We start from the raw sequence: 21,730 nt of genomic DNA, 5'->3' as shown, positions 1-21,730 counted from the left end.
AGCTGTATCCGGAGGTGGTGGCGTGAGTAGAACCCTGCGGACGCTGCAGATGCCGACCGGTTCCGGTGTCGGCGAAGTGCTTCCCCACCTGCGTCAGGCGCTCGACGGCAACGGCCCGGCGTGGCTGCCGATCCCGACCACCGATCGCCGCGAGGCGCGCAGGCTCTCCGACGCGCTCAAGCCCGGCGATCCGATCGACGACGACGTCGCGCTGGTGGTGACCACCTCCGGCACCACCGGTATCCCCAAGGGCGCGCTGCTCGGCGCCGAAGCCCTGCGGGCCAGCGGTAACGCCACCCACGACCGCCTCGGTGGACCCGGCAGCTGGCTGCTGGCCCTGCCGACCCATCACATCGCGGGCATCCAGGTGCTGCTGCGCAGCATCCTGGCGGGCACCGAGCCGACCGTGCTGGACGTGTCGGGCGGGTTCCTGCCCGAGGCGCTGGCCGGCGCCGTGGCCGCCATGCGCGGGCCGCGCCGCTACACCGCGCTGGTGCCCACCCAGCTGATCAAGTCGCTGGATTCGCCGGTGGCGGCCAAGGCGCTGGCCGAACTCGACGGCGTGCTGGTCGGCGGGGCGGCGACACCGCTGCCGGTCTACGAACGCGCGCGCGAGGCGGGCATCACCGTCGTGCGGACCTACGGCATGAGCGAGACCTGCGGCGGCTGCGTCTACGAGGGCGTGCCGCTCGACGGCACCGAGGTGCGGATCGAGGACGGCCGGGTGCTGCTCGGCGGCGCCATGATCGCGCACGGGTACCGCAATCTGCCCGATCATCCGGCCTTCGCCGAACCCGGCTGGTTCCGCACCGAGGACGCGGGCGCCTACGAGGACGGCGTGCTCTCGATCAGCGGACGCCTCGACGAGGCGATCATGACCGGCGGGCTGCTGGTGATTCCGCAGGTGGTGGAGGCCGTGCTGGCCAACCATCCCGGGATCAGGGAGTGCATCGTGCTGGGGTTGCCCGACGAGCGGCTGGGTCAGCGGGTCGCGGTCGCGATCGTGCCGACGCCCGGCGCCGCGCCGACGCTGGACGAGATCCGGGCCCACGTGGTCGCCGAACTCGATTCCATCGCCGCGCCGCGTGAGCTGGCCGTGCTGACCGAGATCCCGCTGCGCGGCCCCGGCAAGCCCGACCGCGCCGCCCTGCGCGAACACCTGCTGGCCAACACCCGGAGCTGACGCTCACCGGTCCCTTGCGTGGCCACGCCATCGCGACGCAAGGGCCGTGCAAGGCGGGCCGGGCACCGTAGGTCCCATGACTTACACACCCACTGCAGCCCTCGCCGTCGAGGCGGACGGTCTGGTCAAGGTGTTCGGCAAGCAGCGCGCCGTGGACGGGGTGAGCCTGGCGGTGCCGCGCGGCTCGGTCTACGGGGTGCTCGGACCGAACGGCGCCGGCAAGACGACGACCATCAAGATGCTCGCCACGCTGCTGCGGCCCGACGGCGGCAGCGCGCGGATCTTCGGCCACGACGTCGTCGAGCGGCCCAACGCGGTTCGCTCGCTGATCGGCGTCACCGGGCAGTACGCCTCGGTCGACGAGGCGCTCTCCGCCACCGAGAACCTGATCATCTTCGCCCGCCTGCTCGGCCTGAGCAGGCCCGACGCCCGCCGCCGTGCCGTCGAGCTGCTCGACGAGTTCGACCTCACCGAGGCGGCGAACAAGCCGCTGAAGAACTTCTCCGGCGGCATGCGCAGGCGCCTCGATCTCGCGGCCAGCCTGATCTCCACCCCGCCGCTGCTGTTCCTCGACGAGCCGACCACCGGCCTCGATCCGCGCACCCGCGCCCAGATGTGGGACACCATCCGCAGGCTGGTCACCGAGGGCGCGACCGTGCTGCTCACCACCCAGTACCTCGACGAGGCCGACCAGCTGGCCGACCGGATCGCCGTGATCGACCACGGCCGGGTGATCGCCGACGGCACTGCCGACCAGCTCAAAGCCTCCATCGGCGGGTCCTCGGTGCACCTGACGCTGCTCGATCGCGAACAGCTCGAGGAGGCCAAGCGCATCGTCGGCGACTTTCTCGGCGTCGCCGCGCAGATCAGCCCCGAGGCGGGCAGGCTCACCGCGCCACTGCCCGATCCGAATCTCACCGCCGACCTGCTGATCCGCCTGCGCGACTGGGAGATCGGCGTCGAGGAGATCACCGTCTCCAAGCCGACCCTCGACGAGGTCTTCCTCACCATCACCGGCCACCCGGCCGACGAATCCGACGACACCGAACGGAGCGCGGCATGACCGCTGTCCTCACCGCTCCCGCAGCCACCAAGGACGTCGCTCAGGTCAGCGACCGGGTTGGCCTGCGCGAGACGATCTCCACCTCGTTCACCATGGCCTATCGCGGCCTGCTCAAGATCAAGCACAATCCCGAGCAGCTCTTCGACGTGACGGTGCAGCCGATCCTGTTCACCGCGCTGTTCACCTACATCTTCGGCGGCGCGATCTCGGGCAGCGTCGAGGGTTACCTGCCCGTACTCATCCCCGGCATCCTCGTGCAGACCGTCGTGCTCACCTCGGTGGTCACCGGTACCCAGCTGCGCGAGGACATGGACAAGGGCGTGTTCGACCGCTTCAAATCCCTGCCCATCGCCCGGGTGTCGGCCCTGGCCGGCGCGCTGCTGGCCGACATGGTCCGCTACGGCATCGCCTCCACGCTGACGATCATCGTCGGCCTGTGCCTGGGCTACCGGCCCGGTGGCGGCGTCGCCGGGGTCGTCGCGGCCTGCCTGGTGGTCGTCGTCTGCTCGTTCGCGATCAGCTGGGTGTGGGCGCTAGTCGGCGTCACCGGCAAAAGCGCTGCCTCGGTGCAGGGCATCTCGATGATGGTGATGTTCCCGCTGACCTTCATGTCCGGCGCGTTCGCCCCGGTGAGCACCATGCCGGGCTGGATGCAGGCGATCAATCACGCCAACCCGGTGTACTACATGGTCAACACCTGCCGGGACCTGATGAACGCCAACGTCTACAGCAGTGACCTGCTGTGGTCGCTGGTCGGTTCGCTCGTGGTCATCGCGGTGTTCGCGCCGCTCACCGTGCGAGCCTACATGCGCAGGGCCTGAACCCGCGCGGACACAACGGCATCCGATCCGTCAGGGTCGGGTGCCGTTGTCGTGTCCGTCCAGGTGCGTGACGAGCTCGACGATGCGGGTGGCGGCCGCGAGCCTGCGCACCCCCGCCGCCGCGCGCTCGGCCCCGGCCAGCGCGTCCGCGCCCACCCGGTCCCGGTGCAGCGCGCGGTGGCGGGCCAGTTCCATCGACGGATAGTCCTGTCTGGCCGCCGAAGCCGCGGCGAGCGTGAACAGTTCGAGTCCCTCGGGGCGCCGCGGATCGGTCGTCAGCAGGTAGGAGCCGACCGCGCAGGCCACCGCGCCGATCTGCGGCAGGTCCAGGTACTGCGAGAGCCTGCGATCGGTGGTCGCGACGATCTGCGCCACCAGATCGTCCGCCGCCGGGGCCCGGCCGTGCAGCACATGGGCGCTGACCGCCGCCGCCGACACCATCAGCGCGCCGGGACCTGGGCTGAGCTCGAAATCGGGCCAGCCGAGCAGCTCCAGCGCCCGGCGGTAGTGCCGGAGACCGGCGTCGATGTCACCGTCGGCCAGCTCCAGCTCGGCCACCGCGGTCGCGACGGTCGAGAGCCGGTGATTGCGGCGGATGGTGGGATCGTCGACCTGACCCAGCCCCGAATCCGCCGACCGCAGGACGAAATCCAGCTCAGCGCGGGCCTGCTCGCGCTGACCGGCGCCGATCAGGACGGCCGACAGGAAGCACCGTCCCTCCAGGATCTCGTCGTCGACCCGCAGGCGGCTCATCTGCGTCAGCGCCCGGCGGTAGTGGGTGGCCGACTCGGCGTACCGGGCGGACTGACCGCACAGCTGGGCGAGATGCTGGCTCATCATCGCCGCGCCCCAGACGTCGCGCGACTCCATCTCGTCCAGCGCGCGGACGGCGTCGCGGGTCGAGCCCGCCACGTTCCCCGCGTTCTCCCAGAAGTTGGCCCGAGCGGCCAGGGCGGCCACCCGCGCGCTGCGCTCCGGCGCGTGGGCGCCCTCGGCCAGCAACCGGCCGAGGCGGAAGCCGTGCGGCCGCACCGTGATCAGCGCGCCGAGCAGCCGCAGACCCGGATCGAGGCCGGGATGCTGCAGCAGCCTGCGGGCGCGCATCCGCGCCAGCGCGACCGGGCGCGCGTCACCGCCGTTGTGGAACATCAGGTGCAGGCAGGTCAGCATGTGGGTGACCATCTGGAGATCGGCGGCCACCCCGGAGACGGGCCGCGGCGGCGGGATCGCGACCAGCCGCACCGCCCAGCCGATGAACTCCAGGTGCGCGCCCCGCATCACCCACAGCGTCGCGACCACCGGGAACACGGTGTAGACCGTGTCGGCGTCGGCGTGCGCGGTGGCCGTGCGCAGGACCGCGACCAGATTGTCCAGCTCGGCGGTCACCGCGAGCACCACCGGCACCTGGTCGACGGCGGGGTAGTCGCCGACGGCACCGAGCACGAAGTCCCGTGCCCACCCGGCCATCCGCTCGCGGACCAGCGTGGTCTCGGCGCCGTCGGTCACGGCGTCGACGGCGGCCAGCTGCTCGGCGCCGAACTCCCGCACGGTCTCGAGCATGCGGTACCGGATGCCGGTGCCGTCGGGATCGTCGAGCACGGTGAGCAGCGATTGGCCGACCAGCCCGTCGACCGCGGCGGCGACATCGGCGACCTCGGGTCCGGCCGCGACGACTTCGGCCGCGGACAGGATGAAGCCACCCGGGAACCGGGACAGCCTGCGCAGCACGATCTGCTGATCGAGGTCGAGCAGGTTCCAGCTCCACGCGATCACCGCGTGCAGCGTGCGATGCCGCTGCGGGGCGGCCCGATCGCCGCTGCGCAGCAGGGCGAATCGATGTTCGAGCCTGGCTTCGATCTCGGCGACGCTCATCGTGCGCACCCGGGCCGCGGCCAGTTCGATCGCCAGCGGCAAGCCGTCCAGGGTGCGGCACAGCCGCGCCACGATCTCGGGATCGAGCCGGACATCGGGGCGCACCGCCCTGGCCCGCGCGGTGAACAGGTCCGTGGCGGGCGAGCCCGCCGCGTCGATCGCCAACGGGGCCAGCGGATAGACGGATTCGGCGGTGATCGCCAGCGGGGAGCGGCTGGTCGTCAGGACCGTCAGCTGGGCACAACTGCCGACCAGATCGGCGACGACCTCGGCGGCCGCCTCGATCACGTGCTCGCAGTTGTCCAGGATCAGCAGGGTGGGCCGGGCGGCGAGCGCGTCGCGCAGTCGAGCGCGCTGATCGACCACCCGTCCGAGGCGGAGACCGCCCGGCTCACGGATCACCTCACCCAGGCCCATCACGTGCCCGATCGCCGCTTCGATGTCGACCAGGGCCTGCGTGCCCTGCGACTCAGCCCGCGCGCCTGCCGACTCGGCCCGCACGCTAGCCGACTCGGCCTGCGCGCTAGCCGACTCGGCCTGCGCGCCCGCCGACTCGGCCTGCACCGGGGCCAGCTCGACCAGCACCACCGGCATGGTGCCGGTGAGTCGTTCGCCGACCGCGTTCGCCACCCTGGTCTTGCCGGTGCCGCCGGGGCCGAGCACCGTCGTCACCCGCGACCGGCGCACCAGATCGGTGATCGCGTCGAGATCGGCCGCGCGCCCGAGCAGTTCGTTGGGGGCGGCGCGCAAGCCGAGGGAGGTGGGCGGGAGGGTGCGCGGTTGGCCGTTGGCGCGGTCGGCCATCGGAGCGACCGGGCTGCCGGGTAGTCCTGCCGCGGACGCGTCCCAGGTGCTCGTCGACCAGCCGTCGCGGGACCCGGTCGCACCTGTGGCGACTGCCCGCGCCGTGGGGTCGGCGATCGGGGTGCCGGGCAGTGCTGCCGCAGACGCGTCCCGGCCGATGCTCGCCGCCGACCAGTCGTCCCGGGAGTGCGGATCGTCGGCGCCTGTCCGTGCGGCCGGGTCGACGATCGCGGTGTCGGCGGCCGGTGTTCGGTCGCCCATGCCCGGGTTCGCCGGTGCCGACCCCGCGGCATCGCGCTCCGGGATGCCGGTCGCGGAGGGCCGCTGCCTGGCGCCTGGGAGCTCGATCGGATCGCCACGCAGCACGGCGGTATTGAGCGCGAGCAGGGTCGGGCCCGGGTCGGCGCCGAGTTCCTCGATCAGCCGCAGCCGGTAGGTGGCGAAGGTTTCCAGCGCGTCGCTGGTGCGGCCCGCCGCGGCGAGCAGGCGGATGAGCGTGGTGTGGGCAGGCTCGTCCAAGGGGTGCGCTGCCGCGTCGGCGGCAGCCAGCGGGAGGGCGGCGGCGACGTCGCCCCGCGCGGTGTGGGCGGCGAGCTCGGCGCGGTCGAGGTCGCGGCGCAGCTGGTCGGCGGCGGCGCGCAGGTCGTCGGCGGGACCGGATTCGGGCAGGTCGGCGCCCGGTTCGCCGCGCCACAGCGCCCGGGCGGCGGCGATCGCGGCGATGCTCGCCGCGGTCTCGCCGGTCGCGCGCAGGGCATCGGCGCGGTGGACCAGGGCGGCGGCCGCGGTCAGGTCGACGCTGTCGGCGGGCAGGGTCAGCCGGTAACCGGCCGGGCCGATCTCCAGCGCACCGTCGGGCAGCAGCGCGCGCAACCGCGACACCTGCGTGTGCAGGGCGTTCATCGGCGCCCGTGGCGGCTGGTCGCCCCACACCTCGTCGACGAGCGCCTGCGCGCTGCGGGCCCGGCCGGGACGCACGGCCAGCGCGGCCAGCAGCAGCCGGGCCCGCGCGCCGGGCAGCGCGAGCAGCGTCGCGTCGTCGCGGCGGATCGCGATCACGCCGAGCACCCCCACGACGATGGGGGCAGCGGCCACCGCGACGGTGGGAGGCGGCCCGTCGGGGCCGAGATGCTGTGCAGACATGCCGCAAGTCATCGTAGGCGAGCACGGCGACCGGCTCCTGTTCCACGCGGACGACCGGCGCGACACCACCGCCGCACGCCGCGAAAATGTCGGTACCCCGGCCTAGGCTGACCCGCATGGGCGACTTCGAGGTGACCCGGCGCACGACCATTGCCGCCGAACCCGCACGCATCCACGGTTTCATCGACGATTTCCGCCAGTGGCGACTGTGGTCGCCGTGGGAGGACGCCGATCCCCAGCTCGCCCGCACCTACACCGGGCCCGAGTCCGGCGTCGGTGCGCGCTACACCTGGCGCGGCAACCGCAAGGCGGGCGCGGGCGCGATGGAGATCAAGGCCGACGCCGTGCACGAGATCGGCATCGAGCTGGCGTTCGAGAAGCCGTTCAAGGCCACCAACTTCGTCACCTTCACCCTCACCTCGAGTGGCAGCAACACCGAGGTGACCTGGCGGATGACCGGCACCCACTCGGGCCTGATGGGCGTGCTCGGCAAGGTCTTCCCGATCGACAACATGATCGGCAAGGACTTCGACAAGGGGCTGGCCCGGCTCAAGACCATCGCCGAATCCGCTTAGGACACCGGCCGGGGCTAGGCTTCGATCCATGGCTACAGCAGCGGAATGGATCGAAGGCGCCCGGCCGCGGACGTTGCCGAACGCGATCGCGCCGGTACTCGCCGGGACCGGCGCGGCGGCGTCGATCGACGGGGCCGTCTGGTGGAAAGCGCTGCTGGCGCTGCTGGTTTCGCTGGCGCTGATCGTCGGGGTGAACTACGCCAACGACTACTCCGACGGCATCCGCGGCACCGACGACGTGCGCGTCGGCCCGCTGCGGCTGGTCGGCTCGAAACTGGCCTCCCCCACCGCCGTCCGCAATGCCGCGGTGCTCAGCCTGGCGATCGGCGCGGTCGCTGGCCTGGTCCTCGCCGTGACGACCGCGTGGTGGCTGGTCGTGATCGGCGCGGTGTGCCTGGCCGGCGCCTGGTTCTACACCGGTGGCAGCAAGCCCTACGGCTACAGCGGTTTCGGCGAGATCGCGGTGTTCGTGTTCTTCGGCCTGATCGCGGTGCTGGGCACCCAGTACGTGCAGGCACTGCGGGTGGACTGGGTGGGGCTGCTGCTGGCGATCGGTGTCGGCGCGTTCTCCAGCGCCGTGCTGGTCGCCAACAACCTGCGCGACATCCCCACCGACACCGAGTCGGGGAAGGTCACCCTCGCGGTGAAACTCGGCGACGCCCGCACCCGCACGCTGCACCTGGTGCTGCTGGTCGCGCCGTTCGTGATCAGCCTGGCGCTGGTGGCCCGCACCCCGTTGGCACTGGCCGGACTGCTGGCGTTGCCGCTGGCGATCCGTGCCAATGCCCCGGTGCGCACGGGCAAGGGCGGGCTGGAACTGATTCCCGCCCTGCGCGATTCCGGGCTGGCGCTGCTGGCCTGGTCGGCACTGAGCGCACTCGCCGTCGGACTGGCTTAGTCGTCGCCGTCCGGCACGAGGATGCCCAGCGCCCAGTTGACCAGCGAGATGATCACACCGCCCCAGAACGCCGCCCAGAAACCGTCGACCCGCAGACCGTAGTCGGACAGTTCGGTGATCTTCGCGGTGAGCCAGAGCATGCCCGCGTTCACCAGCAGCAGGAACAGCCCGAGCGTGAGGATCACGAACGGCAGGGACAGGAGCTTCACGATCGGCTTGATGACGGCGTTCACCGCGGTGAACACCGCCGCGACGATCAGGATCACCAGGGCTTTGCCCCAGTTGCCCGAATCGGCCGGGACCAGGATGTCGATCTTGTCGATCCACGCCGCCGCGGCCCAGATGGCAATGGCGTTGATGACCAGTCGAATGGCTAGCTGCATGGAGCCATGCTATTCCGGGAATCGGACATTGCGGCGGGTCTGACACACACCCGACACGGAATTCACGCTGCGCGGTCGAGCATTCCGTAGACGTCGGCGCGCAAGGCGGCGGCCCCGTCGCGGCCGCCGAGCAGGTCGGTGGTGGCCGGGTCGGCGGCGCGCAGAATGCCGAGCAACAGGTAGGCCGTGGAAATCTCGCGTTCCTTGCGGTGGATCGCCTCGCGCAGTGCGAGTTCGAGCGTCTTCTTGGCCGGGTTCGTGAACGGGATGTGCCCGGCGCCGAGCAGCCGGCCGAAGACGCCGCGCCGGACCTCCGGTTCGGCCCGGTCCCAGGCGTCGGGGCCGAAGTTCTCGGTGACGCTGGCCCGCACCGCGTCCAGGTCGATGCCGATCGAGCGCAGGGCCTCGGCGTCGTCGGCGCCCAGCGGTGGCGTGCCCGTCCGGGCGGCGAGCGCGGCCCGCGTCCCGTCGGCGGTGATGCCCCGCGCGTCGAGCACTGCCCGCAGGCCCGGTTCGGCGTTCGTGATCACGCCGAGCAGCACGTGCTCGGGACCGATCCGGCCGGCGCCGAGTTCCTTGGCGTCGTCCTGGGCACTGACGACCGCCACCCTGGCCTGTCGGCTGAACTTCTCGAACATCAGCGGGTACCGCCCTTCCGATTGTGTTTCTGATGCACCGCCTGCTTGCTCACCTCGAGCGCTTCGGCAATCGCCTGCCACGACCAGCCATGGGCCCTGGCATTGGCCACCTGGATGGATTCGAGCCGGTCGGCCAGCCTGCGCAGGGCGAGTACCGCGCGCAGGCCGACCGCCGGATCGGGATTGCCCGCCGCCGAGGCGAGCGTTGTTGCATCGGTCATGGCGTCAATTTTGATTGACGATTTCGGCGGTGTCAACAAAAATTGACGAATCACCGCAATCGGTAGACGAGCTTGGCGAACTGGCCCAGCTGTTCGACCTCGACCAGCCGCAGCCGATCGGAGAGCAGGCGGCGCGGCAGCAGCGGGGCGCCGCCGCCGAGCGTCACCGGCGCGACACCGACGATCACCTCGTCGAGCAGCCCGGCATCGGCGAACTGCCCGGCGAGATCGCCGCCGCCGATGATCCAGATATCGCGGTCACCGGCCGCGGCGACCATCTCCGCGTGCACCGACTCGACCCCGCCCGCGACGAAACGCACATTCGCGCCGGGGAACTCGGGCAGCACGCGATGGGTGAACACCCAGGTCGGACGGTCGCCGTAGTTGTCGTGCCAGGACTCGGGCGGTTCGTTGGCCACCATCCACTCGTAGGTCGTCGAACCCAGGCACAGCGCGCCGACGCCGCGCAGGAATTCGCCGACATCGCCGGTCGCGGTGCCCGCGTCGGGGACGGCCATCAGCCAGTCCAGCGAATTGTCGGGGTCGGCGATGTAGCCGTCGAGGCTGGTAGCGGTGTAGTAGCGGGTCGTCATGGACACCGATCCTGACAGCGAAACCTGACACCTTCGGTCAGGTTTCGCCGGTCAGCCGTGCCAGCGACCGGTGGCGGCGAATTCGGTGAGTACGGCGGTGGGTCCGGCCAGGTCGAGATGCTGGGCGTCGACCCAGGCGTCGTCGAAATACGTTCCGGCGTACCGGTCGCCGCCGTCGCACAGCAGCGTCACGACACTGCCGCGACGCCCCGCGGCGAGCAGCTCGGACACCAGATGGAAGGCGCCCCACAGGTTCGTTCCCGTCGAACCACCGACCCGTCGACCCAGCACCGTGCTGGCGTGACGGGCCGTCGCGACCGAGGCCGCGTCCGGGACGACGATCATCCGGTCGACGACCTGCCCGACGAAGGACGGCTCCACCCGCGGCCTGCCGATGCCCTCGATCCGCGAGGGCATCCCGGTCTCGTAGCCCGCGTCACCGGTCTCGTAGCCGCCGAAGAACGCCGAGTGCTCGGGGTCGACCACGGCCAGCCGGGTCGCGTGCCTGCGATAGCGGATGTAGCGGCCGATCGTGGCGCTGGTGCCGCCGGTGCCGGCGCCGACCACGATCCACTCCGGAACCGGATTGGTCTCCAGGGCCAGCTGCTGGAAGATGGATTCGGCGATGTTGTTGTTGCCGCGCCAGTCGGTCGCGCGCTCGGCATGGGTGAACTGATCCATGAAGTGCCCGCCGGTCTCGGCGGCGAGCCGCTTGGCCTCGGGATACATGTCGGGTGCCCGCTCGACGAAATGACATCGGCCACCCTGCGCTTCGATCAGCGCGATCTTCTGCGGCGACGTGCTCGCCGGCATCACCGCGATGAAATCCAGACCGAGCAGCTTCGCGAAATACGCCTCGCTCACCGCCGTCGACCCCGACGAGGCCTCCACCACCGTGGTGCCCTCGGTGACCCAGCCGTTGCAGATCGCGTACAGGAACAGCGAGCGCGCCAGCCGGTGCTTGAGGCTGCCGGTGATGTGGGTGGACTCGTCCTTGAGGTACAGCTGCACCGGCCAGCCGGCGGGCAGCGGGTACCGCAGCAGGTGGGTGTCGGCGGAGCGCTGGGAGTCGGCGTCGATCAGCCGGACGGCGTTGTCGACCCAGTCACGCGGGGCGCTGCGGTCGAGGCACTTCACGCGGTCGGCCCGTCGTCGTCACCTCGCAACCGGGCCCGCAGCTGCGCCTTGTCCTGGCGGCGGCGCGCGTCGACGACGGCGATGTCCTCGTTGACCTTCGTGCGCAGCTTCTTGAACAGGGTGAGCGAGAGCGGCATCGCGACGATCAGCGCGAACAGCGCGGCCACGATGATCGGCACCTCGACGCCGATGAGCTTGGCGACCCCGACGATCACCGCCGCGATCAGCACGACCAGCCCGAGCCGGGCCAGCGTGTAGAGGGCCAGATTGCGGACCAGCCGCTTCCCCGCGCCAGAACCTTGCTGACCAGTTGCTTCACTCACGCCCAACAGCCTAACCCCGCCGCGGCCTGGCCCGATGCAGCCCCGTTCGCGGCTTTTGTCTATTACTTCCCCTTTACCAACAGTAGGTGGTTCGACTACGTGGGGGTCGCAGTGCGACGATGGCGCCATCTGATGAGGGAACTGTCGAGAACGGAGAGGTTAGCTATGACTGCGATCACCGTCGGCGGCCAGGACACTCTGCTGACACCAGGCCAAGTAGCCGCAATGTTCCACGTAGACCCCAAGACCGTCACCCGGTGGGCTCATGCGGGCAGGCTCGGTTCGCTGCGCACGCCGGGCGGACATCGCCGATTCCGCGAGTCCGAGGTCCTGCAGTTGCTGAAATCGCTCACCACGGAGGCAGCACCCCGCTGACCCCACCGGCCGGCGCGAGTCCGCCACGGGCTCGCGTTTGCCAGGAATTTCCCTTCCGTTACGGATGTGCACACGGCGCGGACACGGCTACCCTCGATAGCAGGAGGTGAGCGACGTGACGTACCTGTTGGCACTCATCGCGATCGTGGCCGTCGCGGTGTTGTGCTGGAAGGCGTTCGGCCCGGAGAAGATCGGCCCGAGTTCCGGCCCGCCGTCGCGTCGGCCGATCCTCGGCCCCGACGACGACCCGGAGTTCCTCTGGCGACTCGGTAAGCAGCACCGCGACGATTCGGGTCAGTCCGACTCGTGATCCGCGCGCGTGACCTTACCCACATACCCCCCGATGCACCGCGAAAAACCCGGGTAGATAACGTATTCCGGTGATCGATGTGCAGCAGAGTTCCATCCCGACCACCTGGCGCGCGGCCGACGGCAGCGCCGTGACGTTCACCGAGGCACGGTCGGCGTGGACTCGCGCGGCACACGAGGTGCTCGCCGACACCGCGACCAGGTTCAACAACTTCATCGTCAACACCGAGCTGGCCGAGCTGGTCCAGGAGGAATCCGGGATCCGCACCCAGGTGAAGTGGCAGCACTGGCTGCCGGTCGTGCTGGACAAGGTCGCCGAGCACTGTCACAAGAACAACGAGCCGCCGCTGAGCGCGCTGTGCGTGCGCAAGAACCAGACGGTGGGCACCGGCTACCGCTACATCCTCGAACTCGCGGGCCTGCCCATCCCCGACGACCTCGAGATGCACGCCGCCGCCGCCCGCTGGCAGTGCTACCAGCACTACGCCACCGACCTCCCCGCCGACGGCGGCCTCCCCACCCTCCCCCCGAAGGTCGCGGCCCTGCGCCACCAGACCTCCCAGGACCTCGCCACCGCCGAAGCGGCCGAAGCCGCCGCCAAGCCCAAGCGCACCTCGACGTCCGCCCGCCGCACCGTCACCGTCCCCAAGCCGGAACCGGTCCGCAAACCCGTCTGCCTCAACTGCCACGTCGAACTCCCGGCCAACAAGATCTGCTACTACTGCTGATCCCCGATCACCCCCAAGGCCCGGCCGCTCCTCGAGCAGCCGGGCCTTGGGCGTTTCCGAGCAGGCTTCGGCAGAAAGACCCGGCCCCCGACGGTGTCCGGTCTTTCCGACTACTGCGGTCAGTACGCGTTGGCGGTGCAGAGCACCTCACTGATATGCGCCCCGGACAACTCGGCGGAACCGACGTTGGCCAGGACCGCGGGCGGGTGGAGTTCGGCGAGGCTGGAGTAGGCGTAGGCCAGCGCCTTCCGGCGGTCGGAACCCCACCCGGAGCCCACCGCGTAATCGGAATAGACCAACGCTCCACACCCGTCCGACCAGTCCACGAGAACGACACAGTCGGATCCGCCCATGAACTCGCACCAAGCGAGCGCCTCATCAACAGCCGCACCACGAGTTTCGGCGTCGACACTGGTGCCGTACACCCAGCTCTCCTCGCTGAACGCGATCGCCCCGTACAGATGATCCCCGTCCGCCTTCGCCGTCCCCGCCCCGAAGACCGACCCCGCCGCGAGAACCACACCCGCCACCGCGACAACGGCCCTACCCAACAATTTCATCGAGCACTTTCCTCTACGAACCACGACCGACACAAGACCCGCCGAATCATGTCGGATCACACTCTGATGCGCCCACTTCAACCCGCAGAATCACATCACCCGCCCTCGGCTATTACCCCGCCGAAGTTGATGCCTCCGCAATGGTGGCCGTACGGACGATGAACCGGACTTGGTCGCTGGTCGACACCGACCCGCGCAGGACTACCGTGGTGCGGCCATCATCGAGATGCTCGACGATGGCTATCTCGAGGGGGCACGGAATCGGGTACGGCGAAGACGGGGTGGGTTCGTCATCGCGCGAGGTGAAGAAGATCGGCAGCTTGTCGATGACGGAATGCACGACGCCGTCCGCATCGGCGAACTGGACTTCGATGACGCCGCCAGCGGTGCAGTCGTCCTCAACCCACCGAACGGCTGTCCCTCGCAGTGTTGGCACCCACGGATTGTCCCATCGGGCACCCGCGACCGCCCGGTGCAGCCGGACGACCGCGAAGACCTATGCCAAAGGCCCGGCTGCTCATTCAAGAGACCGGGCCTTGTTGTCCCGACCTGGGATCAGACGCAGGTCGGCATCCCCATGGACACGCTGGTGCCGGTGCTCAGGCAGCGCAGCAGCAAGCCGGGGAGCGCGGCCGAGCCCGAATCCGGGTCAGCGGACGCGGTGTACGGGGTCGCCGAGCCCGAATCGACGGCAACCGGCTCGACCGGTACCGCGGGTGCGGCGGTCGCGATCGCCGCGCCCGACACACCGCATCCCAGCGAAATCGCCACGGCCGCAATCACACTTACACTCCGACGACGCATGTCTTCCACCTCTCGAGCAACCAACAGACACCGAAACGGTAGCGCTGCCCGCCAAAAGTGAAACGCCCATACTTCCGTGGGCGGTACGGCTAGTTGAGACCCGCGTAGCTGTGCAGCCCGCTGATCACCATGTTGATGATGAAGAGGTTGAAGAGCATGGCGACGAAGCCGGCGATGTTGATCCAGGCGGCCTTGGTGTCGCGCCAGCCGGAAGTCGCCCGGGCGTGCAAATACGCCGCGTAGAGGACCCAGGCGATGAAGGAGCAGGTTTCCTTGGGGTCCCAGCCCCAGAAGCGGCCCCAGGCGGCTTCGGCCCAGATGGCGCCGAGGATGACGCCTGCGCCGAAGAGGGGGAAGCCGATGATGGTGGTCTTGTAGGCGAGCTGGTCGAGGGTGCGGGCGTCGGGGAGGCGGCGGGCGATGGTGCCGAAGATCGAGGTCGACTCCTCGCCCGCGGGCTGACGCATGCGGTACAGGTAGAGCAGGCTGGCGACGCCGGAGACCAGGAAGACACCGCTGCCGACGCTCACGATGGTGACGTGGATCGGCAGCCAGAACGAGCGCAGCGCGGGGACGACGGGCGCGGCGTCGGCGTAGAGGACGGTGCCCGCCAGGAACATCAGGATCAGCACGGGGACCAGCAGGAAGACCCACATGGACCGGTAGCGCTGATCGCGCAGGAAGTACAGGCCGATCACCACGGCGGCCGCGGTGGCCATGGTGGTGAACTCGTACATGTTGCCGAGCGGGAAGCGGTGGGTGGCGAAGCCGCGCAGCACGATCGAGCCGACGTGCAGCACCGCGCCGACCAGCAGCACCGAGAACGCCATGTTGCCGAGGCGCTCGGAGGTCGGCTTGGCGGCCGGTGTCTCGATGCGGCCGGGCAGCGACGGGTCGACGGGCGCGCCCGCGGTGACCAGCTCGCGCTCCGCGACCTTGTTGGCGCGCGCCGAGGCGTACTGCACCAGCAACAACACCAGCGCCAGGGCGTAGATCGCCATGGCCGACATGAAGGCGAAGTCGCTGTAGCGCGCCACCGTTTCGTCGATCGGCATCAGTTCTCCGTTTCCGCGTCCAGTACCCGCGCGCGCAGCCGGTCGAATTCGCCGCCCCAGCCCGCCTGATCGCTTCTGGCCAGACCGCCCATTTCTACTACGGTCCGTCGTTGATCCACGGTACCTGCCCCGGTCTCGGCGGGGTACGCCCGGATCCAGATTCGGCGCCGCTTGACCAGCAGCGACACCAGCAGACCCGCCATCATCGTCAGCGCGCTCACCAGCACCCACTGCTGCGCCGGATCGTGCGAGACCTGGAGGTTCACGAACTCCTTGGCGCCGTCGAAGGTGACCTTCGCGCCGTTGGGCAGGGTGGTCGACTCGCCCGGCCGCAGGTTGACCCGCGCTTCCTTGGTGAGCCTGCCCTGCTTGATCATCTCCGGGTCCAGCGCGAACAGCGACTGCGACCGGCCGGTGTCCAGGCCGGTGTTGCCGCGGTAGATGTCGACCGCGACGGCCGGATCGTCCATCGTCGGGAACGACGAGGTGAGCAGGCTGCCGTGGAACAGCGCCGTCGGCGCGAACAGGCCCTCGATGGCGATCTGGTTCTGGCGGCGCTCCTCGTCGGTGGCGTACATGCCGCCGGGCGGGTCGATCCGCAGGACGCCGCTGGACAGGAAGGTCCTGGCGTCGTCGGGGCGCCACTGGATGGTCTCGGTGCGGGTCTGCCCGTTCGGGAAGGTGACGGTGAACGTCGGCGCGAAACCGTGGCCATGCAGGTAGACGCGGTCACCGGCGACACGCAGCGGGTGGTTCACCCGCAGCTCGGTGGAGCGCCAGGTGTCGGTGCTCAGGTCTTGGCCCGCCTGGTACTCGATGTTCGAGGTGAACATCTCGGCCTGGCCGGTGGGCAGGTAGTCGGCCTTGAAGTCCTTGACGCGCACGCACAGCGGGGTCATCCCGGTGCCATCGTTGACATTGCCCGCGCGGAACGAGTCGAACACCGCGGGCGAGGTGGTGCAGAAGCCGGCGCCGTTGTCGGCGATCACGATGACATTGCCCTCGTAGCCGAACAGCTTGCCCAGCGCGATCGAGGCCAGCAGCCCCACCAGCGACAGGTGGAAGACCAGGTTGCCGAACTCGCGCAGGTAGCCCTTCTCGGCCGACAGCGTGACCTCGCCGGCGCGCTTGCCGGGCCGCACCTCGGTGCGCCAGCCGCGCAGCTGCCCGCGCGCCTGCTCGACGACGGCTTCGGCGTCGCGGTCGACGGTCTCGCTGAAGTGGTGCGGCAACCGGCCCAGGTTGCGTGGCGTCGGCACCGGCGGGGTGCGCAGGGCCCGGTAGTGGTCCAGGCAGCGCGGCAGGATGCAGCCGACGAGTGAGATGAACAGCAGCGCGTAGATGGCGGTGAACCAGAAGCTGCCGAACACGTCGAACAGCTCGAACCGGTCCATCCACGGGCCCAGCGTGGGACGGTCGGCGATGTACTGCTCGACCTTCTGCGTGTTCAGGCTGCGCTGCGGGAGCAGGGCGCCGGGAATGGCGGCCAGGGCCAGCAGGAACAGCAGCACCAGGGCGGTGCGCATGCTGGTGAGGCCGCGCCAGGTATTGCGGACCAGGGCCCAGGCCCGGCCCGGCAGGGACTGCCGGACGGGCGGGTTGGGGGTGGTCGGCGGAGTCAGTGTGTCAGTCATCAGATCGGGAGAGTCACCTCGGAGACGAACCCGTCACGCACCCAGCTGACGAACTGGTCCCATGCCCCCGTGACCAGCGCGACGCCGACGGCGACGAGCAGAACACCCCCGATTACCTGAATGGTGCGCGAATTGCGCCGCAGCCAGCCGACCCCGCGCAGGGCCCCGGCCGAGCCGAACGCCAGCACGACGAACGGCAGCCCGAGCCCGAGGCAGTACGCCACGATGAGCACGACACCGCGCACCGCGGTGGTGCCCTCGGTCCCCGCGGACACCGCCATCACCCCGGACAGCGTCGGCCCGAGGCACGGCGTCCAGCCCAGTGCGAACACCCCGCCCAGCAGGGGCGCGCCGACGATGCTGGTGAACCGGCGCGGTTCCATCCTGGTGTCGCGCTGCAGCGCGGGCACCAGGCCGATGAAGACCAGACCCATCAGGATCGTCACCACACCGCCGATGCGCTGCAGCAGCTCCCGGTTGACGTTGAGGGTCTGGATGACACCGAACACGGTGGCCGTGGCCAGCACGAACACCACCGTGAACCCGGCGACGAACAGTCCGGCGGCACCGGCCACCCGCATCTTGGCACTACGGCGCTGCGCGGTGAGCGTGCTCACCTGCGCGGCGCTGGCCGGTGGCGCCTCGGCGCCGACCAGCCCGGCCAGATAGGACAGGTACCCCGGCACCAACGGCACGACACACGGTGAAGCGAACGACACCAGGCCCGCGAGCAGGCAGGCACCCAACGCCAACAGCAACGGACCCGATGCCGCCGTCTGCTGGAAGGAATCCCCGACTGCGGCGAGCACCATCACTCGGAGGTGTCCTCGTCACGCTGCTCGTCGCGGGGCAACGACAGGGTGCGCTCGGTCTCGGCCGGTTCGGCCGGGCCGAAATCGAACAGGCCCGCACCGGCGACGCTGCGCGGGACGGTCGCGATGCCCGCCCAACGATCGTCGACGGTCCACCCCGCTCCCATGCGGCGCGCGCCCTGACGGGGGCGACACGCGGTCAGATTTCCGGGACGACGACGGCTCACTGCTTCTCCTCGGCGGCGATGCGCTCGACCACGGGCTGCAGATCTTCTGCCAATAGCGAGCGAAGGAAGACCGCGGCGACCCGGTGTTGACGATCCAGGATCAACGTGGTCGGAATGACACTGGTGGGAAAGTTTCCGCCGAGAGCGAGCAAGGTTCGCATCGACGGGTCGTAGATGGACGGGTATTCGATCTTGTTGTCCACTACGAAGTCCTGGGCTTTGTCCCGCTGATGGTCGCGGACGTTGATTCCCAGAAACGCGACGCCCTTGTCTTTGGTCGCCGCGTAGACCTTTTCGAGTGCGGGTGACTCGGCGCGGCACGGGCCACACCACTGTCCCCACAGATTCACGACCACGATCTGGTTCGGGAAATCGTCGACCGAGACGGTCTTTCCCTCGTTCATCAGATCGGGCCCCGAGAGCTTGCCGATCGTCCCGCGCGTGGCGGGCGGGTCGTAATAGATATCGGTTCTACCACCGGGCGACACGAATTCGAAGGTGCCGCCGCCGGTTGCCACCGCATCGGTACCTGTCGAGCAGCCCGCCGCCGCGACGATCACGAACAGCGCGGACAGGACGGCAGTGATCGCCCGCAGCCGATGGCTGTGGGCGGGGCCCGACGCGGTGGAGCGTGTCATGCGCCGTGAACCGAAGGGTCGGAGGCGCCCGCTGGTTCGGAGTACACGATGTCCACCAGGGTATCCCCGTGGTAGACCAGCGAGGTCAGCGAGGCGAGCGAGCACTGCCGGTTGCGCGGGTCGTGCCAGAGCCGCTGGCCCTGCAGGAACCGGCGCAGCGTCCACACGGGCAGCTGATGCGAGACCAGCACGACCTCGTGCCCCGCGCCCTCGACCCGCGCCTTGTTGACCGCGGCCAGCATGCGGTGCGCGATCTGCAGGTACGGCTCGCCCCAGGACGGGGTGAACGGGTCGCGCAGCTTCCACCAGTGCCGGGGCTTGCGCAGCGCGCCGTCACCGACGGACACGCGCAGGCCCTCGAAGGTGTTGCCCGCTTCGATCAGGTTCTCGTCGGTGCGCACGATGACGTCGTGGGCGGCGGCGATCGGTGCCGCGGTCTCCTGGGCGCGCTGCAGCGGGGAGGCGATCACCAGGGAGACGTCGTGGTCGGCCAGCGAGCGCGCGACGGCGGCGGCCTGCGATCGGCCGGTCACCGAGAGGCTGAAGCCGGGCAGGCGCCCGTAGAGGATGCCGTTGGGATTGTGCACCTCGCCGTGGCGCAGCACGTGCACGATGGTTTCCACGGTCGCGGGGTCGTCGTCGAGGGCGGGCGGCGCGGCGGCGGGCGTGGGATGCGGCGCCTCGTCACCGTCGACCTGGGTGGCGAATTCTGCGTCGGGCTGGTCGGAGCTCACGCTAGGGATCCTTCGGGGGTTGCGGCCGCGGCCGCGAGGGCGGCGGCGGGCAGAGCGGCGGCGATACGGTCGAACGCGTCCTCGTCGAGCGCCGCGGAGACGAACCAGGCCTCGAACGCGCTCGGCGGCGCGTACACGCCCGCGTCGAGCAGGGCGTGGAAGAAGGCTGGGTAACGCCAGGTCTGGCTCGCCTTGGCGGCGGCGTAATCGGTCACCGGGCGGTCGGCGAAGAACACGCTCACCATATTGCCTGCGAACTGCACTTGATGCTCGACCCCGGCCTCTGTCAGGGCTTTCGCGAACAGACCACCGAGCCGATCGGCGTTGCGGTCGAGGGCCGCGTACACCTCGGCGTCGGCGGCGCGCAGCGTCGCCAGCCCGGCCGCGACGGCGACAGGGTTACCGGAGAGCGTGCCCGCCTGATAGACCGGGCCGAGCGGGGCGAGGTTGTTCATGATCTCGGCGCGACCGCCGAACGCGGCGGCGGGCAGGCCACCGCTCATCACCTTGCCGAAGGTGTAGAGATCACCGGCGACACCCTCGCGGCCGTACCAGCCCGACGCGCTGACCCGGAAGCCGGTCATGACCTCGTCCATGATCAGCAGCGCGCCGTTGTCGTGCGCCAGCGTGCGCAGGCCCTCGTTGAAGCCGGGCAGCGGCGCGACCGCGCCCATGTTGCCCGCGGCCGCCTCGGTGATGACGCACGCGATCTGGCCGGGGTTGGCCTCGAACGCGGCCGCGACGGCGGCGAGGTCGTTGTAGGGCAGCACGATGGTGTCGGCGGCCTGGGCGCCGGTGACGCCGGGCGAGGTCGGCAGGCCGAGGGTCGCGACGCCCGAGCCCGCGTCGGCCAGCAGCGCGTCGACATGACCGTGGTAGCAGCCGGAGAACTTGACGATCTTGGACCGGCCGGTGAAGCCGCGGGCCAGCCGCACCGCGCTCATGGTGGCCTCGGTGCCGGAGTTGACCAGCCGGACCCGCTCGACCGGCTCGACCCGGGCCGCGATGGCCTCGGCCAGCTCGATCTCCGCCTCGGTGGGCGCGCCGAACGACAGCCCGCCGGTGGCCGCCCGCTGCACCGCTTCGACGACGGCGGGGTGCGCGTGGCCCAGGATCATCGGACCCCACGAGCAGACCAGATCGACGTAGTCCCGGCCGTCGGCGTCAGTCAGCGTGTAGCCGTTCGCCGAGGCGATGAACCGCGGCGTGCCGCCGACCGAATTGAACGCACGGACCGGGGAATTGACACCACCCGGGATCACCGAAGCGGCCCGCTCGAAGAGCCGAGCGGACATCGGAACCTGCGACGGACTGGCCTCGGCCGCGCGCGGAGAAGAACTCACGGATTCCAGTCTCTCAGCTCGCCTCGGCGCGCCGGACGACAGGGTGGAGCACAGTGACCCAGACCGCAGCGACCCACCGGCGACACGCCCGACACGCCGCCCCCAGGCGCGGATGATTTCGATCCGGGTGCGCTGGCCTGCGGCTACGCTGCGGGCTGCTCAGGCACTGAGCGGTAGACATCAGCTATCAGCGGAAGGGTATTTCATGCGTTTCGGCGTCACCAGCACTGCCCTCGGCGTGGGTTTCGCCGCGGCCGGAGTGGTCTTCGGCGCGGGCTCGGCCACCGCCTTCGCACCGCAGGTCCAGCCGGACCGGATCGGCGCCCAGCTGAGCCACGAGGAGACCGTCGCGCTCGGCGCCGGACCGATCCCGGCGCTCACCGCGATGTTCGTCCCCGCCAACCGGATCGGCGCCGGGCTGCACGGGGAAACGAACCTGCACCGCGACGCCGACGGCGGCATCCGCGCCACCCTGCGTCAGGTGGTGACGGAGGCGGCGAGCCATCCCGACGGCACCGTCACCGTGTTCCTGAACGCGCCGGGCACGCGCGGCGGCCGCGTCGTCGACGTCTACCAGCAGTGGGCCGGTTAGGTGTACATGCAGGGGACCTCGGCCGAGATCGTGTGCAGCTGGCACATGATGCCGTTGTAGATACCGCTCGAGCCGGTCTCCGGGGCGAAGCCACCGGCGGCCGGCTCGGCGATCATGGGGGTCAGGGGCAGGCCTGCGGCCTGGGCGGGTGCCGCTGCCAGGGCGATCGCGGCCGTGGCCGCGGCCGCGGTACAAAATCCTGCGATGAGCTTGGTCATCGGTGGTCCTCCGTGGTGCCCGCCGAGGCGGGCGGTCGAGATGTGTC

27 protein-coding genes are annotated in these 21,730 nt (G+C 70.2%); 9 read left to right on the top strand and 18 right to left on the bottom strand.

Annotated features, from left to right (window positions below):
- Positions 1 to 49: 49 nt before the first annotated feature.
- From menE to AB0H54_RS03970, 3 genes are all read left to right on the top strand, one after another.
- Complete coding sequence (gene menE / locus AB0H54_RS03980) at positions 50 to 1,183, top strand: o-succinylbenzoate--CoA ligase (RefSeq protein WP_357344191.1); 1,134 nt, start codon at positions 50 to 52, stop codon at positions 1,181 to 1,183.
- Positions 1,184 to 1,259: 76 nt separating this feature from the next.
- Positions 1,260 to 2,246 carry an ATP-binding cassette domain-containing protein gene (locus AB0H54_RS03975; RefSeq protein ID WP_355273898.1) on the top strand — a complete coding sequence of 329 codons (987 nt, stop codon included), beginning with the start codon at positions 1,260 to 1,262 and terminating at the stop codon, positions 2,244 to 2,246.
- Positions 2,243 to 3,067 carry an ABC transporter permease gene (locus tag AB0H54_RS03970; protein ID WP_357342584.1) on the top strand — a complete coding sequence of 275 codons (825 nt, stop codon included), beginning with the start codon at positions 2,243 to 2,245 and terminating at the stop codon, positions 3,065 to 3,067. The genes AB0H54_RS03975 and AB0H54_RS03970 overlap by 4 nt, the downstream gene beginning before the upstream one ends.
- A 30-nt stretch (positions 3,068 to 3,097) precedes the next feature.
- Here the strand turns inward: AB0H54_RS03970 and AB0H54_RS03965 are convergent, their stop codons facing one another.
- Entirely contained in the window at positions 3,098 to 6,886 is a 3,789-nt protein-coding gene (locus tag AB0H54_RS03965) for a BTAD domain-containing putative transcriptional regulator (protein WP_357342582.1), read from the bottom strand.
- Between the two features lie 116 nt (positions 6,887 to 7,002).
- Between AB0H54_RS03965 and AB0H54_RS03960 the strand changes: the two genes are divergently transcribed.
- Together AB0H54_RS03960 and AB0H54_RS03955 are read left to right on the top strand one after the other, a co-directional pair.
- Positions 7,003 to 7,461 carry an SRPBCC family protein gene (locus tag AB0H54_RS03960; protein ID WP_357342581.1) on the top strand — a complete coding sequence of 153 codons (459 nt, stop codon included), beginning with the start codon at positions 7,003 to 7,005 and terminating at the stop codon, positions 7,459 to 7,461.
- A gap of 28 nt (positions 7,462 to 7,489) precedes the next feature.
- On the top strand, positions 7,490 to 8,359 hold the full coding sequence (locus AB0H54_RS03955) for a 1,4-dihydroxy-2-naphthoate polyprenyltransferase (RefSeq protein WP_357342580.1): 870 nt from the start codon (positions 7,490 to 7,492) through the stop codon (positions 8,357 to 8,359).
- Here the strand turns inward: AB0H54_RS03955 and AB0H54_RS03950 are convergent.
- The 6 genes from AB0H54_RS03950 to AB0H54_RS03925 form a co-directional block, all read right to left on the bottom strand.
- On the bottom strand, positions 8,356 to 8,742 hold the full coding sequence (locus tag AB0H54_RS03950; protein WP_218716646.1) for a phage holin family protein: 387 nt from the start codon (positions 8,740 to 8,742) through the stop codon (positions 8,356 to 8,358). The genes AB0H54_RS03955 and AB0H54_RS03950 overlap by 4 nt on opposite strands.
- A gap of 62 nt (positions 8,743 to 8,804) precedes the next feature.
- Positions 8,805 to 9,380 carry a Clp protease N-terminal domain-containing protein gene (locus AB0H54_RS03945; RefSeq protein ID WP_357342579.1) on the bottom strand — a complete coding sequence of 192 codons (576 nt, stop codon included), beginning with the start codon at positions 9,378 to 9,380 and terminating at the stop codon, positions 8,805 to 8,807.
- Positions 9,380 to 9,601 (bottom strand): helix-turn-helix domain-containing protein, encoded by a 222-nt coding sequence (locus AB0H54_RS03940; RefSeq protein ID WP_355273913.1) that lies wholly within the window; start codon positions 9,599 to 9,601, stop codon positions 9,380 to 9,382. Before AB0H54_RS03940 ends, AB0H54_RS03945 begins: the two co-directional genes overlap by 1 nt.
- 50 nt (positions 9,602 to 9,651) lie before the next feature.
- Positions 9,652 to 10,194: a dihydrofolate reductase family protein gene (locus AB0H54_RS03935; protein ID WP_357342577.1), complete on the bottom strand. Its 543-nt coding sequence runs from the start codon at positions 10,192 to 10,194 to the stop codon at positions 9,652 to 9,654.
- Between the two features lie 51 nt (positions 10,195 to 10,245).
- A complete protein-coding gene (locus AB0H54_RS03930) occupies positions 10,246 to 11,331 on the bottom strand; it encodes a PLP-dependent cysteine synthase family protein (protein WP_357342576.1) in 1,086 nt (361 codons plus the stop codon).
- Positions 11,328 to 11,654 (bottom strand): DUF4229 domain-containing protein, encoded by a 327-nt coding sequence (locus AB0H54_RS03925; protein WP_355273922.1) that lies wholly within the window; start codon positions 11,652 to 11,654, stop codon positions 11,328 to 11,330. The genes AB0H54_RS03930 and AB0H54_RS03925 overlap by 4 nt, the downstream gene beginning before the upstream one ends.
- Positions 11,655 to 11,819: 165 nt before the next feature.
- Between AB0H54_RS03925 and AB0H54_RS03920 the strand changes: the two genes are divergently transcribed.
- The 3 genes from AB0H54_RS03920 (at position 11,820) to AB0H54_RS03910 (ending at position 13,066) form a co-directional block, all read left to right on the top strand.
- Complete coding sequence (locus tag AB0H54_RS03920; RefSeq protein ID WP_019049435.1) at positions 11,820 to 12,029, top strand: BldC family transcriptional regulator; 210 nt, start codon at positions 11,820 to 11,822, stop codon at positions 12,027 to 12,029.
- A gap of 115 nt (positions 12,030 to 12,144) precedes the next feature.
- Positions 12,145 to 12,339 carry a hypothetical protein gene (locus AB0H54_RS03915; RefSeq protein ID WP_355273925.1) on the top strand — a complete coding sequence of 65 codons (195 nt, stop codon included), beginning with the start codon at positions 12,145 to 12,147 and terminating at the stop codon, positions 12,337 to 12,339.
- A 70-nt stretch (positions 12,340 to 12,409) separates the two neighbouring features.
- On the top strand, positions 12,410 to 13,066 hold the full coding sequence (locus AB0H54_RS03910; protein WP_357342574.1) for a hypothetical protein: 657 nt from the start codon (positions 12,410 to 12,412) through the stop codon (positions 13,064 to 13,066).
- Positions 13,067 to 13,185: 119 nt separating this feature from the next.
- On the opposite strand, the gene AB0H54_RS03905 is transcribed toward AB0H54_RS03910, so the two are convergent.
- From AB0H54_RS03905 to hemL, 10 genes are all read right to left on the bottom strand, one after another.
- Positions 13,186 to 13,587 (bottom strand): DUF4189 domain-containing protein, encoded by a 402-nt coding sequence (locus AB0H54_RS03905; protein ID WP_357342572.1) that lies wholly within the window; start codon positions 13,585 to 13,587, stop codon positions 13,186 to 13,188.
- A 151-nt stretch (positions 13,588 to 13,738) separates the two neighbouring features.
- Positions 13,739 to 14,062 carry a hypothetical protein gene (locus AB0H54_RS03900; protein ID WP_357342571.1) on the bottom strand — a complete coding sequence of 108 codons (324 nt, stop codon included), beginning with the start codon at positions 14,060 to 14,062 and terminating at the stop codon, positions 13,739 to 13,741.
- Positions 14,063 to 14,181: 119 nt separating this feature from the next.
- The gene (locus AB0H54_RS03895) at positions 14,182 to 14,397 is read right to left on the bottom strand and encodes a hypothetical protein (RefSeq protein WP_357342569.1); all 216 of its coding nucleotides are present in this window, start codon (positions 14,395 to 14,397) and stop codon (positions 14,182 to 14,184) included.
- A 122-nt stretch (positions 14,398 to 14,519) separates the two neighbouring features.
- The gene (gene ccsB, locus AB0H54_RS03890; RefSeq protein WP_357342567.1) at positions 14,520 to 15,485 is read right to left on the bottom strand and encodes a c-type cytochrome biogenesis protein CcsB; all 966 of its coding nucleotides are present in this window, start codon (positions 15,483 to 15,485) and stop codon (positions 14,520 to 14,522) included.
- On the bottom strand, positions 15,485 to 17,119 hold the full coding sequence (locus AB0H54_RS03885) for a cytochrome c biogenesis protein ResB (RefSeq protein ID WP_357342564.1): 1,635 nt from the start codon (positions 17,117 to 17,119) through the stop codon (positions 15,485 to 15,487). Before AB0H54_RS03885 ends, ccsB begins: the two co-directional genes overlap by 1 nt.
- On the bottom strand, positions 17,119 to 17,931 hold the full coding sequence (locus AB0H54_RS03880) for a cytochrome c biogenesis CcdA family protein (RefSeq protein WP_357342562.1): 813 nt from the start codon (positions 17,929 to 17,931) through the stop codon (positions 17,119 to 17,121). Before AB0H54_RS03880 ends, AB0H54_RS03885 begins: the two co-directional genes overlap by 1 nt.
- Positions 17,931 to 18,098 (bottom strand): hypothetical protein, encoded by a 168-nt coding sequence (locus AB0H54_RS03875; protein ID WP_355273943.1) that lies wholly within the window; start codon positions 18,096 to 18,098, stop codon positions 17,931 to 17,933. The genes AB0H54_RS03880 and AB0H54_RS03875 overlap by 1 nt, the downstream gene beginning before the upstream one ends.
- A 56-nt stretch (positions 18,099 to 18,154) precedes the next feature.
- A complete protein-coding gene (locus AB0H54_RS03870) occupies positions 18,155 to 18,796 on the bottom strand; it encodes a TlpA disulfide reductase family protein (RefSeq protein WP_357342560.1) in 642 nt (213 codons plus the stop codon).
- Positions 18,793 to 19,419: a histidine phosphatase family protein gene (locus AB0H54_RS03865; RefSeq protein WP_355274646.1), complete on the bottom strand. Its 627-nt coding sequence runs from the start codon at positions 19,417 to 19,419 to the stop codon at positions 18,793 to 18,795. The genes AB0H54_RS03870 and AB0H54_RS03865 overlap by 4 nt, the downstream gene beginning before the upstream one ends.
- Positions 19,420 to 19,526: 107 nt before the next feature.
- The gene (hemL, locus tag AB0H54_RS03860) at positions 19,527 to 20,873 is read right to left on the bottom strand and encodes a glutamate-1-semialdehyde 2,1-aminomutase (RefSeq protein ID WP_355273949.1); all 1,347 of its coding nucleotides are present in this window, start codon (positions 20,871 to 20,873) and stop codon (positions 19,527 to 19,529) included.
- 205 nt (positions 20,874 to 21,078) lie between these two features.
- Between hemL and AB0H54_RS03855 the strand changes: the two genes are divergently transcribed.
- The gene (locus tag AB0H54_RS03855; RefSeq protein ID WP_357342558.1) at positions 21,079 to 21,465 is read left to right on the top strand and encodes a hypothetical protein; all 387 of its coding nucleotides are present in this window, start codon (positions 21,079 to 21,081) and stop codon (positions 21,463 to 21,465) included.
- Here the strand turns inward: AB0H54_RS03855 and AB0H54_RS03850 are convergent.
- Positions 21,462 to 21,683 (bottom strand): hypothetical protein, encoded by a 222-nt coding sequence (locus AB0H54_RS03850; RefSeq protein ID WP_355273954.1) that lies wholly within the window; start codon positions 21,681 to 21,683, stop codon positions 21,462 to 21,464. The genes AB0H54_RS03855 and AB0H54_RS03850 overlap by 4 nt on opposite strands.
- Between the last annotated feature and the right edge of the window lie 47 nt (positions 21,684 to 21,730).

The sequence above is a fragment of the Nocardia sp. NPDC050718 genome, assembly GCF_040654235.1.
Lineage (GTDB): Bacteria > Actinomycetota > Actinomycetes > Mycobacteriales > Mycobacteriaceae > Nocardia.
This window is presented reverse-complemented; position numbering and strand designations above follow the sequence as displayed.

Coding starts and splice junctions, on each gene's coding strand:
- AB0H54_RS03870 (WP_357342560.1), bottom strand. CDS start 18,796: ATGACACGCTCCACCGCGTCGGGCCCCGCCCACAGCCATCGGCTGCGG.
- menE (WP_357344191.1), top strand. CDS start 50: ATGCCGACCGGTTCCGGTGTCGGCGAAGTGCTTCCCCACCTGCGTCAG.
- AB0H54_RS03945 (WP_357342579.1), bottom strand. CDS start 9,380: ATGTTCGAGAAGTTCAGCCGACAGGCCAGGGTGGCGGTCGTCAGTGCC.
- AB0H54_RS03950 (WP_218716646.1), bottom strand. CDS start 8,742: ATGCAGCTAGCCATTCGACTGGTCATCAACGCCATTGCCATCTGGGCC.
- AB0H54_RS03975 (WP_355273898.1), top strand. CDS start 1,260: ATGACTTACACACCCACTGCAGCCCTCGCCGTCGAGGCGGACGGTCTG.
- AB0H54_RS03875 (WP_355273943.1), bottom strand. CDS start 18,098: ATGGGAGCGGGGTGGACCGTCGACGATCGTTGGGCGGGCATCGCGACC.
- AB0H54_RS03940 (WP_355273913.1), bottom strand. CDS start 9,601: ATGACCGATGCAACAACGCTCGCCTCGGCGGCGGGCAATCCCGATCCG.
- AB0H54_RS03960 (WP_357342581.1), top strand. CDS start 7,003: ATGGGCGACTTCGAGGTGACCCGGCGCACGACCATTGCCGCCGAACCC.
- AB0H54_RS03965 (WP_357342582.1), bottom strand. CDS start 6,886: ATGTCTGCACAGCATCTCGGCCCCGACGGGCCGCCTCCCACCGTCGCG.
- AB0H54_RS03970 (WP_357342584.1), top strand. CDS start 2,243: ATGACCGCTGTCCTCACCGCTCCCGCAGCCACCAAGGACGTCGCTCAG.
- AB0H54_RS03850 (WP_355273954.1), bottom strand. CDS start 21,683: ATGACCAAGCTCATCGCAGGATTTTGTACCGCGGCCGCGGCCACGGCC.
- AB0H54_RS03955 (WP_357342580.1), top strand. CDS start 7,490: ATGGCTACAGCAGCGGAATGGATCGAAGGCGCCCGGCCGCGGACGTTG.
- AB0H54_RS03855 (WP_357342558.1), top strand. CDS start 21,079: ATGCGTTTCGGCGTCACCAGCACTGCCCTCGGCGTGGGTTTCGCCGCG.
- ccsB (WP_357342567.1), bottom strand. CDS start 15,485: ATGCCGATCGACGAAACGGTGGCGCGCTACAGCGACTTCGCCTTCATG.
- AB0H54_RS03880 (WP_357342562.1), bottom strand. CDS start 17,931: ATGGTGCTCGCCGCAGTCGGGGATTCCTTCCAGCAGACGGCGGCATCG.
- AB0H54_RS03920 (WP_019049435.1), top strand. CDS start 11,820: ATGACTGCGATCACCGTCGGCGGCCAGGACACTCTGCTGACACCAGGC.
- AB0H54_RS03935 (WP_357342577.1), bottom strand. CDS start 10,194: ATGACGACCCGCTACTACACCGCTACCAGCCTCGACGGCTACATCGCC.
- AB0H54_RS03885 (WP_357342564.1), bottom strand. CDS start 17,119: ATGACTGACACACTGACTCCGCCGACCACCCCCAACCCGCCCGTCCGG.